Origin of the sequence: Corynebacterium sp. HMSC28B08, assembly GCF_001806865.1 — a bacterium.
GTDB lineage: Bacteria > Actinomycetota > Actinomycetes > Mycobacteriales > Mycobacteriaceae > Corynebacterium > Corynebacterium auriscanis.
In genome coordinates this window covers 141,285-158,761 of sequence record NZ_KV786167.1, presented here as the reverse complement: position 1 = coordinate 158,761, position 17,477 = coordinate 141,285, and the positions used below count along the sequence as shown (strand labels likewise).

General features: G+C 59.6%; 16 protein-coding genes. 7 read left to right on the top strand and 9 right to left on the bottom strand.

Translation table 11 applies throughout. From position 1 onward, the window contains the following. Positions 1-23 precede the first annotated feature (23 nt). The 3 genes from HMPREF3098_RS06515 (at position 24) to HMPREF3098_RS06505 (ending at position 2,698) form a co-directional block, all read left to right on the top strand. Positions 24-623 carry a hypothetical protein gene (locus HMPREF3098_RS06515; protein WP_052095082.1) on the top strand — a complete coding sequence of 200 codons (600 nt, stop codon included), beginning with the start codon at positions 24-26 and terminating at the stop codon, positions 621-623. Between the two features lie 5 nt (positions 624-628). Next, positions 629-1,363: a hypothetical protein gene (locus tag HMPREF3098_RS06510; protein ID WP_246815869.1), complete on the top strand. Its 735-nt coding sequence runs from the start codon at positions 629-631 to the stop codon at positions 1,361-1,363. Between the two features lie 120 nt (positions 1,364-1,483). Then, positions 1,484-2,698, top strand: a complete 1,215-nt coding sequence (locus HMPREF3098_RS06505) for an MFS transporter (protein ID WP_070434444.1) — start codon at positions 1,484-1,486, stop codon at positions 2,696-2,698. Here the strand turns inward: HMPREF3098_RS06505 and HMPREF3098_RS06500 are convergent. After that, positions 2,670-3,452, bottom strand: coding sequence for an SDR family oxidoreductase (locus HMPREF3098_RS06500; RefSeq protein WP_070434443.1), 783 nt, complete (start codon positions 3,450-3,452; stop codon positions 2,670-2,672). The genes HMPREF3098_RS06505 and HMPREF3098_RS06500 overlap by 29 nt on opposite strands. Before the next feature lie 229 nt (positions 3,453-3,681). Between HMPREF3098_RS06500 and HMPREF3098_RS11690 the strand changes: the two genes are divergently transcribed. After that, positions 3,682-4,683 carry an EXLDI protein gene (locus HMPREF3098_RS11690; RefSeq protein ID WP_070434442.1) on the top strand — a complete coding sequence of 334 codons (1,002 nt, stop codon included), beginning with the start codon at positions 3,682-3,684 and terminating at the stop codon, positions 4,681-4,683. A 164-nt stretch (positions 4,684-4,847) separates the two neighbouring features. On the opposite strand, the gene HMPREF3098_RS06490 is transcribed toward HMPREF3098_RS11690, so the two are convergent. Then, positions 4,848-6,014, bottom strand: a complete 1,167-nt coding sequence (locus HMPREF3098_RS06490) for a cystathionine gamma-synthase (protein WP_070434441.1) — start codon at positions 6,012-6,014, stop codon at positions 4,848-4,850. Between the two features lie 331 nt (positions 6,015-6,345). Between HMPREF3098_RS06490 and HMPREF3098_RS06485 the strand changes: the two genes are divergently transcribed. Further along, positions 6,346-7,341, top strand: coding sequence for a hypothetical protein (locus HMPREF3098_RS06485; protein WP_070434440.1), 996 nt, complete (start codon positions 6,346-6,348; stop codon positions 7,339-7,341). Between the two features lie 80 nt (positions 7,342-7,421). On the opposite strand, the gene HMPREF3098_RS06480 is transcribed toward HMPREF3098_RS06485, so the two are convergent. From HMPREF3098_RS06480 to HMPREF3098_RS06470, 3 genes are all read right to left on the bottom strand, one after another. Continuing rightward, the gene (locus HMPREF3098_RS06480; RefSeq protein ID WP_070434439.1) at positions 7,422-8,915 is read right to left on the bottom strand and encodes a dicarboxylate/amino acid:cation symporter; all 1,494 of its coding nucleotides are present in this window, start codon (positions 8,913-8,915) and stop codon (positions 7,422-7,424) included. Positions 8,916-9,121: 206 nt separating this feature from the next. Then, positions 9,122-10,024, bottom strand: coding sequence for an HNH endonuclease family protein (locus tag HMPREF3098_RS06475; RefSeq protein WP_083284239.1), 903 nt, complete (start codon positions 10,022-10,024; stop codon positions 9,122-9,124). A 56-nt stretch (positions 10,025-10,080) separates the two neighbouring features. After that, positions 10,081-11,448, bottom strand: a complete 1,368-nt coding sequence (locus HMPREF3098_RS06470; RefSeq protein WP_070434438.1) for a glycosyltransferase 87 family protein — start codon at positions 11,446-11,448, stop codon at positions 10,081-10,083. Between the two features lie 222 nt (positions 11,449-11,670). Here HMPREF3098_RS06470 and HMPREF3098_RS06465 point away from each other — a divergent pair, with 222 nt between their 5' ends. Next, a complete protein-coding gene (locus tag HMPREF3098_RS06465) occupies positions 11,671-12,681 on the top strand; it encodes an ABC transporter substrate-binding protein (protein ID WP_070434437.1) in 1,011 nt (336 codons plus the stop codon). 57 nt (positions 12,682-12,738) lie between these two features. Next, positions 12,739-13,539 (top strand): PaaI family thioesterase, encoded by an 801-nt coding sequence (locus HMPREF3098_RS06460; protein WP_141739692.1) that lies wholly within the window; start codon positions 12,739-12,741, stop codon positions 13,537-13,539. Positions 13,540-13,608: 69 nt separating this feature from the next. Here the strand turns inward: HMPREF3098_RS06460 and HMPREF3098_RS06455 are convergent, their stop codons facing one another. The 4 genes from HMPREF3098_RS06455 to HMPREF3098_RS06440 all read right to left on the bottom strand — a co-directional run bounded on the left by HMPREF3098_RS06455 (position 13,609) and on the right by HMPREF3098_RS06440 (position 17,448). Further along, positions 13,609-14,247, bottom strand: coding sequence for a 3-oxoacid CoA-transferase subunit B (locus HMPREF3098_RS06455; RefSeq protein ID WP_070434436.1), 639 nt, complete (start codon positions 14,245-14,247; stop codon positions 13,609-13,611). Between the two features lie 79 nt (positions 14,248-14,326). After that, the gene (locus HMPREF3098_RS06450) at positions 14,327-15,022 is read right to left on the bottom strand and encodes a CoA transferase subunit A (RefSeq protein WP_035114301.1); all 696 of its coding nucleotides are present in this window, start codon (positions 15,020-15,022) and stop codon (positions 14,327-14,329) included. A gap of 408 nt (positions 15,023-15,430) precedes the next feature. Continuing rightward, positions 15,431-16,393, bottom strand: coding sequence for an ABC transporter ATP-binding protein (locus HMPREF3098_RS06445; protein WP_246815868.1), 963 nt, complete (start codon positions 16,391-16,393; stop codon positions 15,431-15,433). Further along, complete coding sequence (locus HMPREF3098_RS06440) at positions 16,390-17,448, bottom strand: FecCD family ABC transporter permease (RefSeq protein ID WP_371440961.1); 1,059 nt, start codon at positions 17,446-17,448, stop codon at positions 16,390-16,392. The genes HMPREF3098_RS06445 and HMPREF3098_RS06440 overlap by 4 nt, the downstream gene beginning before the upstream one ends. Positions 17,449-17,477 lie beyond the last annotated feature (29 nt).

Below are 17,477 nucleotides of genomic sequence, written 5' to 3'. Positions count from 1 at the left end.
CTCGCTAACAAGGAGCACCCCTCATGTCCAAGTCCACCTTCTCCAAGGCATCTTTGTTCAAGGCCGCATCGGCGGCTGCACTGACCGCATCCATCGCGGGCACTGTTTTCACTCCAGCTGCTTCCGCTGCTCTTCCTCAGAAGAACATGGGCACGGCCAACCCCACCACCATCGGCGCAACCTGCACCAACCCTGGTGATCGCGGGCAGACCATCAAGATCAAGCGGACCTACTTCGACGGCTCGGCCGGCACCTGGACGGTTTCCAACTACAACGACGAGCCACTGCCAATCACCCGATCGGTTACCGAAACTAAGACCAAGACGTGGAATGTCTCCGCTGGCATCGAGTTCCCAATCTTGGACCTGATCAAGATCACTTTCTCCTCCTCCTACACGGATTCCTCCACCTACGAGGTTGGCGAGACGATCGGTCCATACAGCTTGGCGCCAGGCAAGACCGCTGTACTGCAGGCCGGTTGGGTTGTTTCTGACTTTGTGGGTGAGCGCACCGTGTGTGGCACCAACCACACGTGGCAGGGCACCGGCAGCACCTTCACCGCATCCCTTCCTCGCGAGCGCCACGTAGCGATCTCCACCCGCGATAACGAGAACTTCGGATAACAGCCATGCGGTTTACTTTTATTCGACGCCCCTCTGTCTCCCCGCGACGAAATGCTTGGGCGGTCATGTCCACCGGTATAGGTGCAATCGTGCTGGGAACCGCCACAGCACTGAATGCCCCTGTCGCGCTGGCCGAGACCGCGGTGAGTACGAACGGAACTACCGCCGATACGACGGCACCCGCGGTGACGGATTCGCCTGCGCTCAAGCCCTCGGGAACATCGTCACCCGGTACTTTCGCTGGTGCGTTCCAGCTTCCGCAGCGCTGGAACGAGGATTTCAAGCCATACACGGAATGCGCGACCCCCGGTTCGGCCGCCAAGTATGTTTCGGCTCAGCATCGTTGGTTTAAGCAAACGGATGCTGCCACGGTGGGAAACAACACGGAAGAAGCCGTTCCGGTTACCCACAAGGTCACCAACAAGCGCGTGCAGACCACGGAAGTATCTGCTACGGTCACCCCGGATGGGGAGCTGGCCAAACTTCTGAACAGCGCCTACGGATTCAATTACGTGTACCAGGCTTTTTGGAAGTTGACGGAAACGGTTGGGCCGTACACCTTGCAGCCGCACCAGCAGGGCCGCTTGGTATGGGGATTCACGATCCTCGATGCCGATGTGCAGCCCGTGAAGTGCACGGAAGATTTGCAGTGGGTACCCACGGGTGCCACCTACAAGGTCTCCGTTCCGGAAGGGCGGTACTCGGAACTGCGGTTAGAGGAAGCTCCTGACTTCGGTTAATCCAACGTGGGAAAACCAAACAACGGCATGCTATTAATAGCGTGTACTACGAGGGGCGGTAGCGTTCATACGCTGCAGGGCCCCTCTCGTTGTTTTTACGAGCTGCGATAAGGTCACCCCATGCAATCCAGAACCCAGACAACGCCCTTACTGCTCATGGCCATTGCTACGGGGCTGTGCGCTGGTGGCAATTATGTTAACCAACCTCTGCTGGCCGATTTCAGCGCGACTTTTGGGGTTTCCGATTCCATGGCTGCCGCCACAGTGACGGTATTGCAGGGAATGTATGCCCTAGGTCTGATCCTGTTGGTGCCCCTCGGGGATAAATTCAACCGCAAAACCCTCGCTTTAACCCTCCTTGGGCTCGCTGCGGCCGGGCACTTCCTCGCCACCATTAGTCCCACTTTCTGGATCTTGGTCATAGGTCTAGCGATCGCAGGTTTATTCAGCACCGCCGCCCAAGTGCTAGTCCCGTATGCGGCCGATTTAGCCCCGGAGGGGCAAGCCGGCCAGGCCATGGGCACCGTACTTTCCGGGCTATTGGCAGGCATTCTTTTGGCGCGAACCGTTTCGGGAATCCTGGGGCAAATCGCCGGTATTCGTTTACCTTACGCCACACTAACCCTGGCATTAGTGCTGGTGGGAATCGCATTATGGCGTTCACTGCCCTCGGATACCAAACCCCATTCGGCCACGGAATCCATTGATCTGCGCAGGGTGTATTCCTCCATGCTGGAACTGGCCCTCACCCAACCGCGCGTTCGCACACGCTCCCTGATGAGTGCCCTCGCATTCGCTTCCGTTGCCGCGATGATGGCCACCATGACCGCGCTGCTGGCGGGCAAGCCGTTCTTCCTTTCCACGGGTGTGATCGGGCTAATTGGTTTGGCCGGTGTGGTGGGCGCCTTGGCAGCTCGCCCCGTGGGGAAGCTGGGTGATCAAAACCGTTCGGGACTTGCCACTGCCCTGTCGTTTGGCTCGTTGGTGATCGGATGGATCATCGCTATTTTCGGTGCACACCACCTGTGGGCGGTCATTGTTGCGTTCCTGTTCGTGGACTTTGGACTGCAATCGATGCACGTCACGGGCATGGCTATCGTCACATCAACCGTCCCCGGCGCCCGGGCCCGGTTGAATTCCCTTTACATGTTCATTTATTTCCTCGGTGCCACAGCTGGGTCCTTGATCGGCGCCGTCGCGTGGCACCACTGGCAGTGGCCCGGGGTTGTCGGCGCAGGCCTGATCCTCGTGGGCATCCTCGGCGTGGTTTATATCTGGGATACCGCTATCGTTCGTCGCGCGGCGGCTACACCTGATCCAGCGGGCGGATCATGATGGATTCCACATCCATGTGCGCCGGCCGGTCAGCGATCCACCGAATGGTTTCGCCAATATCGGCGGCAACGAGGTTCAGCTTGTCCGCGTAGACCTCGGCCGCCCGTGCGACATCGCCCTTAAAGCGATTGACGCTGAAATCGGTTGACACGCGCCCCGGATCCACCTGGCACACCCGAACGTTGTGCTCTGCGAATTCCATGCGCATCACGTCCGTCAGGGCCGTCTCGCCAAACTTGGCCGCGTTGTAGCCCGCGCCGTTGCGGTAAGCACCGCGCCCGGCCACGGAAACCACGTTGATAATTTGCGGGGCCTTACCGCACTCTAGCTGCGAAAACAGCGCGCGAGTAACCTCTAGGGTGCCCATCACGTTGGCCTCAAACATCCAGCGCCAATCCTCCGGATCGGTATCCAGAATCGGTTCAAACCCACGCGCGCCACCGGCATTGTTCACCAGCAGCTCCAGCGCACCACCCGGTACCTGCGCAACCACGTCCTGCACATCCTGGGCGAAACGCTCAATCGATTGCTTGTCGGTCACATCGAGCGTCAGCACAATTCCGCCACCAGGATTAGTGCCGTTGATCCGCTGGGCGACTTCCTGCAGTTTCTCTTGTCTGCGCGCAGCCAGAATTACCCGCCAGCCATCCCTTGCCAGCAATTCAGCCGTGGATTCACCGATTCCCGCGCTAGCTCCGGTCACAACGGCGAATCGCGTGCGTGCGTTATCTTTTGGGTTCTCTGTAACACTCATGCCACTTATCCTAGGCACCAACTGGGACAGAACTTCGTCGGTTTCACCCCCAGCCTGCTGGGCCGTTCAACCCAATCCTTGCGGCGCCCTTCACCCCCCCAGCCTGCTGGGCCGTTCAACTCAATCCTTGTGGCGCCCTGCCCTTCCACCCGCTCACGGCACCCGCCGGGCCGAAATAATTTCGCTCCCCCCCTTGCCACCCATCCCACTTCTACGCATACTTGTACGTATGCCTAACAAGACCATTTACATTTCCGATGGCGACCTGCCCCTCGCAGACCGCGCAGCAGAGCTCGCAGGTGGCCTCTCTCCTGCTGTCGTCGAAGGATTGAAGCTATACCTGCGGCATAACGATGTAGCAGAGCGCGGGTTCCATGAGGTTCACGTGGTCGATCGCACCGATGGCGTCGAAACAAGAAAGGTCTTCCACGGCCACCAGCTAGCCCGCCTGTCCCAATCCCACGACGGCCGGCGGATCGAATGGACCAGCTACCTCACCCCCAAGGGCAACCTGGCAGTAGTCCGATCCGAACACCCCGATTTCGTGGCCGTGGCACGCGGTGCGGGTACGGCGGGTACGAATGCTGGCCGTAAGGCTGCCGGCTCGTGGGGTAACGACGCCCCCTCGGGCTCCCCCACCTCACCTTCCGCTGGGGGCACACGGGGCACGGACTTGTTCCCCAATGACCTCATCGACCTAGCCTTCCGCTCCTTCGACAAAGCCACCGGTCGCGCTGGGCGCAGCTCCTACCGCCCACAAGTCGATGTGGACCTCAGCTATTTGGCGAATAGCGCTAACCGGATCATCAGCGACCTGATGAATGGCACCGACGATCGTGGCCGGTCGTTCCGCGGGGACGGCAGTGTGGCGCCTGGCGATAAGTCCAACGACGGTTCCATGGAAAATTCGGACAAGGAATCCCGCAAGGGCTTCGGAGAGGTGGTCGATCACCGCGCGGATTCCGTGGCGACGGAGACGGCGGGAAGCGCTGATGGTTCCGGCAACTCCCTCCACGTGCACTCAGAGGCCTCCGAAGCAGCGCCAGAGGGGGGAACCCACGCTTCCATCGTTCGCGATGAGCTAGCCGCGCACCACGAATTAGAGGTATTCGCGGATCTTGAAAAGCTGAAGGAAGCCGCCTTCCGCCGAACTAAAACGGTCCCCGCACCATTCATCGCAGCTACCGAGCGGGCACTGGATAACCCAGAAACCGAGTACCTGGATATCTAATGTCAGCGCAGCAAACCCCCTTGCGGGGTTTGCTGCGGCAACCCACCGCGCGCAAGGAGTTGAATCCGGCCCAGTTGGGTCTGCGCGAATGAGATCCGTTCCAGTCAGATCCGGCCCAGCTGAGTCCGCTCCAATTAAATGCGTTCCAGTCAGATCCGTTCCAGCTAAATCCGTTCCAGGGCCTGCTCCACATCCGCCAGGAGGTCCTCCACGTTTTCAATGCCGATGGAGATTCGCACCAAGTCGCGGGGCACCTCCAGCTGAGAACCCGCGACCGATTGGTGCGTCATAGTGGCGGGATGCTCCAGCAGACTTTCCACGCCACCGAGGGATTCGGCCAGACAGATGAGCCTTGTGGCCTGACAGAATGCCAGCGCCTTTTCCTCCGAGCCGAATCGGAGAGAAATCATTCCCCCAAAGCCCTTGCCCGTGCCCTGACGTGCAGCCACCTCGTGGCCTGGGTGGGACTTCAGGCCGGGATACAGGACTTCAGTCACCTCAGGGCGTTGCTCTAAAAACTCCGCCACGGTCTGTGCATTCGAACAGTGCCGATCCATCCGCACCCCAAGGGTCTTTATGCCGCGGGCGACCAGGTAGGCGTCGAATGGTGAAGCAGTAGGCCCAACCCCGCCGAGCAGGAAGTCCAGTGCCTCGTCCAGCTGTGCATCGTTGGAGACCACGGCGCCACCAATGACATCCGAGTGTCCACCGAAGTACTTGGTCGTAGAGTAAAGAACTACGTCCGCTCCCAAGTCCAAAGGCCGCTGGAGGTATGGGGAGGCGAAGGTATTGTCCACGATCAGACGCGGAGCGGATTCGTGCGCACGAACAACACCGGCGATGGCCGCGATATCGGTGACGGCCAGCAGCGGATTGGTGGGGGTCTCCAACCACACCAGCTTGGTATTGGGCTGCAAGGCGGCGGCAACCTCATCGGGCTTGGTGGTATCGACAACCGAAAACTCCACGCCCCATTCCACAAACACAGTGCTGATCAGGCGGTAGGTTCCACCGTAAGCATCGTGGCCCATCACCAAGTGATCACCTGGGCGCAAAATGGCACGCAGCAAAAGATCGGTCGCCGCCATGCCGGAAGCGAATACTTTGCCATGGCTGGCGCCTTCCAGCGCTGCGATGGTGTTAGCCAAGGACGTGACGGTCGGATTGGCTACGCGCCCGTATTCGAACCCACCCCGCAGATCGTTCGGAGCGTTTTGCGCGAAAGTTGTGGAGGCATAAATAGGTACATTGATGGATCCCATGTGGCCATCTGGTTCGTATCCCGCGTGGATGGCGCTGGTATCAAAACCTGATTGGTGCTGGTGACTCATGGGTTCTCCTTGAAAAATCGTTGCAATTGTAGACCGAGCGGTTCACAACAGAATAGACCAAGCTGTTCATTCTTGCACACCAGTCTTAAGTTAATGGAAAGCAAATTCTTTGGGCTCACCCCACGTTAGCTGCACATCTGGTCATATCATCAGATCAGCTATTCCGGTTTGGATCGACCCCTCACCAACCACCGTGCGGGAGCGCCCCCCGATCGGCGGAGCACAAAAGATTTTGCGATCCCACGGGAACGTTTGGGCAACGTACAGACACCCAACCAAAGTCCAGGAACAGGACAGTCCAACTACACAACGACGTGAGAGGGAAAACCCGATGAACAACCAGAATCCCTATGGAAGCAATCCACATGGCCCAAACAACTCGGGCAACTACTCCGCCGGTAACGTTCCCGGCGGCCGCAATCCAAACAACGACCAGACCCGTGTTTTCGGGGCTCAAGGCAACCCCGGCCACGGTGGTCAAGCTGGTTCCGGCCAGCCACCACAGCCCGGGCACGGCTTCGGGCAGAACAATGGGCTGGGCAACCCGTACTTTGTTTCCAACCAACCCGACGGCAATGGGCACATTCCGTCAAGCCACCACGGCGGAAACAACGGTGGTGGCGGCAAGGCCTTGCCTATCATCCTGGGGATACTACTGGCGGTCATCCTGGCAGTGGGCGCGTACTTCCTGTTCGTAAAGAAGGACGATGCCGAAACCGATAACAAGGCAGCCAGCAGCTCCTCTTCCTCAGAAGCGCCACCTTCCGACAACCCATCATCTGCGGTCGCTGAATCCAGCTCTGCCAGCTCTGCCAGCGAGGAGTCTAGCGAGAACTCAGCTTCTGAAAGCACACCGTCCAGTTCCACTGATCCTTCGGTAGCTGCGGCTCCACACGATCCAAAGAAGTGGGGCGGGGACGATACCTTGCCAGCCCAATACCGCTCTGGTCTGCCGTTTGATACCTCCACCATGGTTCAAAACTGCCGTAACGGTTCCTTCGAGATCTACCACTACGGCCGCGGCGGCAAGGTTTCCGACGGTAAGGCCGACGGCACGCGTTGCAGCATGGGCAAAAGCTCCCCCAGCCCATATACCAGCGTGACTTACCTGACCAGCAAGTCTTACGCCAGTAATAAGATTGAGGCAGCTAAGGTCAAGAACTTCCACATCGTCAAGGATTCCAATGACAGCTTCATTGCCTACGGCAAGAGCAGCTTAGAAAAGGGACTGTTGGTCATCAACCCTGCACGTGGTGTGGTCATGGAGCTGAACTACCCGAAGGACGGAACCCCGCAGAAGATTCTGGATTCCTACGGAGTTAATTAGCCCCGAACCCTGCCGGGTTTCCCCGCGCTAACCCGGCTGCAGCCTCCGCGGCCCCCCATGCTGCGAGCGGAGGGACAGGCCTACTTCGCTGCAGCCAAATCAAAGCCCCTACGCTCCGCATCGTCCCAAACCTCACGGTCCCAGATGCCGGAGCGTTTCGCTACTACGAGGGCAGAAAGCGACTGTCCCGTAACATTCACTGCGGTGCGGCCCATATCGACAATCGGCTCGATAGCCAGCAGCAGACCAACACCTGCTAATGGCAGACCCAGGGTGGACAAGGTCAGCGTCAACATAACTGTCGCGCCCGTGGTACCGGCAGTAGCTGCAGACCCTAACACAGAGACCAGCACGATCAGCAGGTAGTGCTGCAAGTGCAGGTCAATCCCGTAGAACTGAGCCACGAATATGGCGGCCACGGCAGGATAAACCGCGGCGCAACCGTCCATCTTGGTGGTGGCGCCCAACGGGATGGCAAAGGATGCGTACTCGCGGGCCACGCCCATATTGCGCTCAGTAATCTGCTCGGTCACGGGCATCACACCCATGGACGAACGGGTGACGAAACCGAGCGACATTACTGGCCACACGCGACGGTAGAACTCACGCGGGGAAATGCCATTGAGCGCCAGGACGGTGGGGTAAATCACCAGGGCAACGATGGCGAGGCCCACGTAGATGGCCAGCACGAACTTACCCAACGCGCCCAGCGCGCCCCAGCCGTAGGTAGCTACAGCCGTGCCAATCAACGCCGCGGTGCCGATGGGTGCCAGGCGGATGATCCACCACAGGACCTTCTGCACGATGCTCAACAGGGACTCCATGAAGCCGAGGAACGGCTCGGCCTTCTCGCCAGTCTGCACGGCTGCCACACCAATGGCAATAGAGATCACCAGCAACTGCAGCACATTGAAGCTCAACGACACTCCGAGGGCGCCCGAAGCCGTCTCCGACACCTTGGCACCCAATCCCATGATGTTGCTGGGGACGACAGACTGAATAAAGCCCAACCAGCTGCCCTGGGTGGAGGGCTCCTTCGCGGCGTCGGCACTGATAGAAGTGCCCACACCGGGGCGCATCACCAGTGCCACAACGATGCCGGTCAATACCGAGAAGAAAGCGGTGATCGCGAACCACCACAGGGTGGAAGCCGCCAAGCGTGCCGCATTCGCGACCTTACGTAGGTTAGCAACACTCGTAATCACAGCCGTGATGACAAGTGGCGGGATCATCACCTTGAGCAGTTGGACGTATGCGCTACCCACGCCGTCAAGCAGGCTCGCGAGCCAATTGCTTGCTTCGCCGTCGGCCTCGGGGGCGTCCGCACCAATTGAACGAGCAACGAAGCCCAAGATCAAACCGATAATCAGACCCGCAATAACCTGCGCGCCGAAGTTGGAGTACCACTTCGACTGCTTCGGCGGCGTGGGGTGATCTTCACCGGTTGGTGGGGTGGTTGTTTGGGTTGCTGTTTGAGTGGTTGTTTGAGTGACTGGCTCGGCTCCGGGGGCGCCGGGGTTTTCTTTATCCGACGCCACGCGCCGGTCCGGGTCCGGCCTCATGCTGGTGGTCATGGTGTCCTCTTTTCTGGGTCTACAGGGAGTTTTCCGCGGGTGCCGTTGTACGGCAGCATTTCGTTTCCACTCGGGGCAACGATGGTGGCGCTGGGGTTATTCCCGCGTTCCGTACCGAATGGTCTATTTCGACCGTACCGATCGGTCTATTATGTGGAAATCAGGACTATCGTATGCGGGCACTCAATTGCGAGCCAAAACCCCAATCAGCACCGCCCCAGCTCCCGATGCATTGCATCCCGCTCCGCCGGAGTCACCCACAACCTGTACTTCGCCTTCACCTCAATTTGAATGGAAACATACCGGCACCGGAATGCTTTGTTCTTCGGCAACCACGTCGCTGCATCACCTGCGCCCTTTTGCATATTGGCCGGCCCATCCACCGCCAACAGGTTCTGCGGATCATTGGCGAACACCTCCCGCTGCTCCGCCGTCCATTGCTGTGCCCCCTTCTGCCACGCATCCGCCAGCGCCACCACATGATCGATCTGCACCGCGCTACTGGTGTTTTGCCCACGCTGAAACTCAATCATCCGGCCGGTGTACGGATCATTGAGCACCCCGCGCAGCACCTTGCACCCCTTCGGCGCCTCCACCTGCTGCAAGTCCCGCGCCAACACATCATTGCGCTGGTCACAACCGTTCCGGTCCACGTCCTTCCACCGCTGGCCGAACTCCGCCCGCCGATAATTATTCTTCGGCGCTCGCCCCTTGACCTCTAGAGTCGCCAGCACCCCACGCAGGCGCACCGCTTCTGCGGCATCACCGGTTTTGTGGTCGACGCCACCCTGCCTCTCCCCTCCCCCACCTTTACCAGCACCCGGGCGCTGTGCTGGGAACGAGCTTCCTTGACGCTCCCCGCCGTCTTCGCGCCCGCCGTCCGCATCCCCACCACCGCTGGAATCGGCCCCCTGGGGAGAATCGGGAGAAGGGGCGGCGGGGGGCGTCGACAAAGAAGAAGCAGAAATAGCAGCCCCGCCACCAGCTATCCCGCCAACATCCACCGCGCACCCCGCCAAAGAAGCACCGGCGATAACCACGGCAGCGACAGCAGCGACCAGACCAGAGCGTGGACGGCAGAAAGGGGAAGACGAAGACGAAGTACGCATGGGCTCAATGTAGCCCGGGGCTGCGACAATCCCGAAAAGGGAATCGAACGCGCAGACTAACCCATGGGCGCACCACGGGACGGCACAGTCCCCGCCGTCCCCGCCGTAACTACACCGCGAGTTGCGGACTCGTGGGCCGCCTCCCGCGCCTTCACCCGCGCAGCCACCACCAGAAGGCAGATAAACATGATCACACCACTGATGCCCTCTAGATTGCCCTCCAACCATGTGCGCAAATCAAAGGTGAAGGTCTCGACCTGGGGATAGATCTTGTACCACCGGAAGTAAAAGGCAAACAGCATGAACAACAGCGGCAGCACCAGCCAACGGCGCACCGGTGCCATCACCAGCACCCACGCCACCACAATGCCCGACCAGTGATGTGTAACCGCTACCGGATTAGCTAGGCAAATGCCCAGCGTGATCAGCAGGTAAGCTGCCACGGTATACCCCGCTTTCTCATAGCGGTAAGCACCCCACAGGCACAGCACCGCGATGATCAAGAAACCCGGCAGCATCACCTTCGCGGCCATATCGGGATCCATGCCGGCGCGAGTCAACAAACCAGTCAGCGCCTGGTTCCGAGGGTAACCCGGCGCGCCCGCACGATCCGAGCCGAAGAACTCCTCCGTCCAGAAGTACAGCGCATCACCGCCACGGACGAGGAACCCAATCAACACCGTAGCCCCAAACGTGCCAATCGACCGGGCCACGCTAGCCCAATCCTTGCGCACCAAGAACAACAGCCCAAAACCCGCCGGTGTGATCTTGATACCCGCTGCAATACCTACACCCACGCCGCGGAACCGACGCGGAATGTACCCCAACACGTCGGCGACCACAATGGCAACCAAGAATATATTGATCTGCCCATAATCCAAGTGCGAACGCAGCGGTTCTAGGATCACGCTGAAACCCGCGCACGCCACGGCCCACATCCACCACGGACGCAACCCCAGCCGGTGGGCGCACATTCCCACGGTCGCGAACACCGCAGTGATTGTGCCGATCGTCCAGGCCATATCTTGGAACCATTCGTTGACCAGCATCAACGGTGCAAACAATACGGCTGCAAACGGGGGGTAGAGGAAGCGGAAGCCGCTACGCGTGGGGAACTCGTCCGAATACAACGGGTAGCCATGAGTGATCGCGAAACCGGCATCGCGGAAAACTCCGGCATCCATCAAGCCGTGATTCCACGAGAAGTGCCAGTAGAACCATGCGTTCATACCAATCAGTGCCGCGCCGATGAGCACCAGTAATGGCCCGCAGCGGTTGAGCAGCGCCAGCGGGCTGCCCGTCATTGTCACACCTGGCTGCTGAGGTATCGCGCTGCGCGCGCCGTTGCGGATCCCGTTGCCGGAGAGCCCTTCAGCTCCGTCGTCAATGGGGCGTTCGGTTTTCGCCTTATCGGTTGTGGACATGCCGAATACTGTACTGGGAATTCCCCGTGCCGCAGTCCTGGCACCGGCTAGACTAATACGGACATTTCTTCCGCACCGTCTTCTTCCCCGGCGGGCTTGGAACCCGAAAGGCCCACTGTCTTGCGAAATTACCTTGCCTCTTTCAACTCGACGCCACACGCTGCCCCGCAACGCGTTCCCCACACAGCCGGCTCGTTCCGTGCCCGGGCATGGCGGCGGGGCGTGGTGGCCGCTGCATCCGCCGTCGCGTTGAGCATGGGTGCCGTGGCCTGCTCCGACAATGGTGGCGGTAATAGCACAACCGGCGGGGAAAGCGCAGGACAGGATGGTTCGGCGTCGGGAAGAATCACCGTCAAGCACTCCATGGGCACGACCGAGGTGCCGAAGAACCCCAAGCGCATTGTGACGATGGCGCAGGGGTGGACCGATGCATTCAATGCGCTGAACGTACCGGTGGAAGCCCAAGTGGTTTCCGCTACGGCGAACACGAAGCAGCAGATTCCATGGGCCCAGGACAACGCGGCGAACCAATCCATTACCTACAACTTCGATCTGCAGGAGATCACGCCGGAAAAGATTGCGGAACTCAAGCCCGATGTAATCCTCGCTGGCTGGGTGCCGGACGAGGCGTATTACAAGAAGCTCAGTGACATTGCCCCCACGGTACCGGTTCTGGACAAGGAAACCGGAGTGGATGATTGGCGCCAACTGACCAAGATCGCCGGGCAAATTGCCGGTAAGGAAAACGAAGCCAACACACTGGTGGAGGATGTGAACAACGAGGTTGCCGAAACTGCGAAGAAGTACCCGAATCTCAAGGGAAAAACCTTCACGTGGGGCATGTACTTCGGTGGCCAGTATTCCGCTGTGGCCAATCCCGGCGATCCTTCCAACGACATGTTCACCCGCTTGGGATTCGAAGTGAACCCCAAGCTACGGGAGTTCGCGAAGAAAGAAAACCGTGTGAGCATTTCCCCAGAGCGCGTGGATCTGCTGGATTCCGACCTCACCCTGATGTGGACCATCGATGGGGACATCAACAAAGCCCCAGGGTGGAAGACGTTGCCGGTCGTCAAGGAAGGACGTGCGGTGCAGGTCACCGAAGCCGAGAACAACGCCACCTCCATGGCCACGGCCCTCTCGGTGCGCTGGGCCCTCAAACAGTTCGACCCAGTGTTCAAGGCGCTCAATGAAAACAAGATTCCCCTGCCCGAATTGGCGCCACCGGCATAAGTGACCAGCGGGGCGGTTTCCGTCACTAGCGCTGCCGGTATGGAGTAGATTCAGTTAATGATGAATTCACAACAGTCTCGCTCCACAGTCCCCGGCCCTTTCCGCTCTATTCAGAAGCTGCAGAAAAAGACCTTCCCCAAGCTCATCGCGCGCACGATGAGCTCCCCGGATAGCCTGCGCAAATGGATGAGTGCTTGGCCGCCATTGCTGTTTTCTGGCATTAAACTCACGCACGTTTCCAAGGATTGGTCCTACGGCCGCATTCAACTAAACCTGCGGTTTTGGAACCAGAACATGCACGGTGCCGCTTTCGGTGGCACGTTGTACTCCATGACCGATGTGCTATTCGGCACGTTGGTGGCGCGCCGCATGGGCGTCGGTTATGAAGCCTGGACACGAACCGGCACCTTCCAGTACCTGCAGCCGGGCCGCGACGGCGCGTACCTCGAGGTGGAGGTACCGGACGAGATGGTGGCGTGGATCAAGCAGACCATCGATAAGGATGGCTACTGCAATGTTCCATATACCTCGATCGTTAAGAACAAAGACGGCGCCGTTGTTGGCATCGGCCAGCAGGATCTGCACGTGCGCCCACGCGGCGGTGGCAAGCGCGCGGAACGCCCCGAGCAGGCACTCCAGCCCCGTGGTTTGGTGTTGGAATCGCTGGCCAACGCCGTGGTGTGGCACTGCTTCAAGGACCAGCCGGAGATTCTCACCATGTTGATGAGCGAGCAGCGCCGTATTCCCGACCCCGAAGCGCAGATGCGCCACGTGGTGAAGGCCGCGCTGGAGAAATCCACAAAATCCATCGACGACCTGCGCGCGTTGGACATTCCGGAGAAATACCTAGAGCAATAGGGTTCAACGGTGCTGCGCCACTAGCCTCGCGTTGCCGGCTCCGCCAGCGTTACACCAGGTCCGTCGGCGTTACACCAGGTCCACCACGAACGCGGCCTCGGTCTTTTCCTCGACCTCCTCCACCGTCACTCCCGGCGCGAGCTGCCGCAGCACCAAATGATCCTCGGCCACATCGAAGCTGGCCAGGTCAGTGATGATCCGCTTGACCACCTGTACACCAGTCAGTGGCAAGTCGCATTCGCGCTTGAGCTTGGCGGAGCCATCTTTAGCAACGTGATCCGTCAGTACCACCACGCGCGGGGTACCGGAGACCAGGTCCATCGCACCGCCCATGCCCTTAATCATCTTGCCGGGGATCATCCAGTTGGCGAGGTCACCCCGTTCGCTCACCTGCATTGCACCTAGCACTGCCATTTTCACGTGTCCACCTCGGATCATGCCAAAGCTCGTGGCGGAATCGAACGTCGCGGCGCCAGGCAGCAGAGTTACAGTCTGCTTGCCAGCGTTGATGAGGTCCGCATCCACCTCCTCTTCCGTTGGGTACGGCCCCATCCCGAGGATCCCGTTTTCGCTTTGCAGAATCACCCGCACGCCGTCCGGCAGGTGATTGGCGACCAACGTGGGGATCCCGATACCCAGGTTCACATAATCGCCGTCATTGAGTTCTTGCGCCGCCATCGCAGCCATTTCGTCTCTGGTCCAGGCCATTGTTCTACTCGCTTTCTATGCGCTTTGCTGTACGTGTTGTTGTACGTACCCTTTTTATTTCCGACGCCCCGCTGGTCCCCTACCGCGTGGTCCTCTTTTCAATCGGCTTTTCGCGCTGTTGGGCCTGGATAATGTGATCGACGTACACTCCGGGGGTTTGAACACGGTCGGGCGCGATCTCGCCGCGGCCCACGAGGTGCTCGACCTGGGCAATGGTGACCTTTCCGCTGGCAGCGCACAGCGGGTTGAAGTTTTGTGCGGTCAAACGGTAGACCAAATTGCCGTCGATATCGCCAGTGTGCGCGTGCACAAGCGCGAGGTCCGCAACGATTCCGCGTTCTTGAATGTAGCGCTTGCCGTCGAATTCAGCTTCGGGCTTACCTTCCGCGATCATGGTGCCCACTCCGGTGGCGGTGTAGAACGCAGGAATGCCGGCACCGCCTGCGCGCAGGCGCTCGGCGAGGGTTCCCTGTGGATTGAATTCCACCTCTAGCTCGCCAGCCAAGTAAAGTTCCGCGAATAGTTTGTTTTCTCCTACGTAGGAGGAAACAGCCTTACTGACCTGCTTGTTTTCCAAAAGGATGCCGAGGCCTTGGCCATCGACCCCCATGTTATTACTTACAATGGTGAGGTTCTTGGCACCTGAATCCCGCACGCCCTCAATGAGGTCGTAGGGCACTCCGCATAGTCCAAATCCACCCACAGCAATTGTCATTCCATCTTCGACGATGCCCGCAACTAGCTCGCGGGCGCTCGTGGTGCATTCCACGCTCATGGTTGTCACTCACTCCGTTCAATTAGTGGAGATTAACTGAATTATCTGGCCTTCATTTTGCCACCAAACACTTCACAAGTGTAGACAATGCGATAGTTTCCTTGACCTAAGGGGTTAGCATGTGTGCAGTTTGGCAGTTTCCTTGCTCAAACCCCCACCGGTGATGACCAATTGAATCGGGGGCTCCGGTAGATATTCCGAACCCTCCGCTTCTAATTGAAACAATGAGAAACTCGACACTTTGGGATGTTTCGGATCGGCACTGTGGCATGTTTCCGATCGGCACTGTGGCCTGGTTTTACTCGACAATTTGGCACAAACGCCGGACGGTCAAGGCTCCACCCAACCATCACAACTAACCACGTATGCCAACGAACCCTGCGGGCGCCACGAGGCCGCGCTCTATTCTCACCGATACGGCACCGGCAATACACGGCCGGTTTCCGGATCCTTCACAGTCAAGCACCCAATCCCGAAAACCGCCTGAACTAATTCGGCGGACATCACCTCTTCGGTATCCCCCGCGGCGACCACCTGACCGTCACGCATCGCCACGATGTGATCGGCAAAGCGTGCGGCGTGCGTCATATCGTGCACCACCATCACCACGGTACGGCCCGTGGCATTGAGATCCCGCACCAAATCCAAAATGGAAATCTGATGCGCCGGATCCAAATACGTCGTGGGTTCATCCAGTAACAAGATCGGCGTCTGCTGCGCCACGGTCATGGCCACCCACACCCGTTGGCGCTGACCACCGGATAACTCCGTGGCGGGCGAATCCAGCAGCTCCTTCACACCAGCCTTTTCGGCCGCCAGCTCAATGGCCTCACGATCCTTAGCGCTCAGCGATGCGAATGCCCCCGTATATGGATAGCGACCATACGCTACGACCTCGCGTACGGTCACCCCTTCGGGCGTCACAGGTTGCTGTGGCAAAAAGGCAACGCGGCGCGCAAACTGGCGTGCAGACAGGTCGCGAATGGGATCCCCATCCAACCGCACCGTCCCCGCGGACAGCGGTTGTTGCCGACCCAAGGCGCGCAGCAAAGTGGACTTGCCACATCCATTCGGGCCGATCAGCGCCGTGATTTTCCCCGCGGGAATGGTCAGGCTGACATCCTGCAGAATTGCGGGCCCACCATATCCAACGGTGATTCCCTCGGCGCTGAGTTGCCCCTCACGTGTGACCGCTGGCTGCCCATGCGTACGTTCGGCCGCCCCGTCGTCGATCACCCGGTTACCAGCCGCCCCGTCGTCAATCACCCGGTTACCAGCCGCCCCGTCGTCGATCACCCGGTTACCAGCCGCCCCGCTGCCGAGCACATCACTACCGGCCATCCCTTTATCGGTCGCACCTTTATCAGTCATGCCACCGTCCTTTCCTCAATACGCGGAGCGCTCTTCCTCTTACCTCGCCCGACGGTGGCATTGGGGTTCGTGCGCGATAACCGTAACAACAAGTACACGAAGTACGGAGCGCCCACGATGGCGATCAATGCCCCCACGGGGATTTCGGTTGGCGCGAATGCCCATCGCCCTAAGGCGTCGCACACAGTAACAAGTGTGGCTCCCGCTAGAGCGGATACCGGTATTACCCGACGCCCCGCGCTACCCACCAATAACCGCGCCGCATGGGGGACAATCAATCCGGCAAAGCCCAACACACCAGCAGCGGCGACCGCGGCTGCCCCCAATGCAATTGCGCACACAACGGCGATGGTGCGCCACAGTTTTTCATTCACTCCCACGCCCGCCATGGCGGAGGAATCCAAATTCAGCATATCCAAGTGCCGCGCCAGAACCACGGCTATCACGATCACGGCAATAACGAACGGCGCAATGATCTGGGCATCCGCAATGGTCCGTGCATACAGCGAACCCTTGAGCCAGGTCATGGCTGCACCAGCTTCTGGGGCAGCTTTCACCAGTAACAACTGCGTTAACGCTCCCAGCCCCACGGAGACTGCCACACCCGTGAGCGTCAACCGAATCGGATCATTCGCACCCCGTCCGGCAAGCAACAACACCAGTCCGGCTCCGATCATTGCGCCAACAAATGCCACGGGAGTTAAAGCCTGGGCAGGCAACGAACCCACACTTAGCAACGCGGCCACGGCTGCGAGCCCACCACCTGCCGTTACCCCGACGGTATCGGGTGCTGCGAGGGGATTGCGCAACGCGAGCTGCAGTAATGCTCCAGATACCGCCATGGCAGCGCCGGCGAGTATGCCCACAAGTACGCGAGGCATGCGGTAGCGCCACACCAACTTGCCACCGGAGAACAGCTCGTGGAGCACCTCCGCAGGAGGTTTCATCACCGCACCTATTCCCAAGCCCACGACCACGGCTGCACTCAGGGCAGCAACGAGTATGGCAATGACAGTCCAGAATCTACCGCGACTAATCACTGCCGACCACTCCAAGCTGCGTCCTGGTCGAAACTGGACCGCGT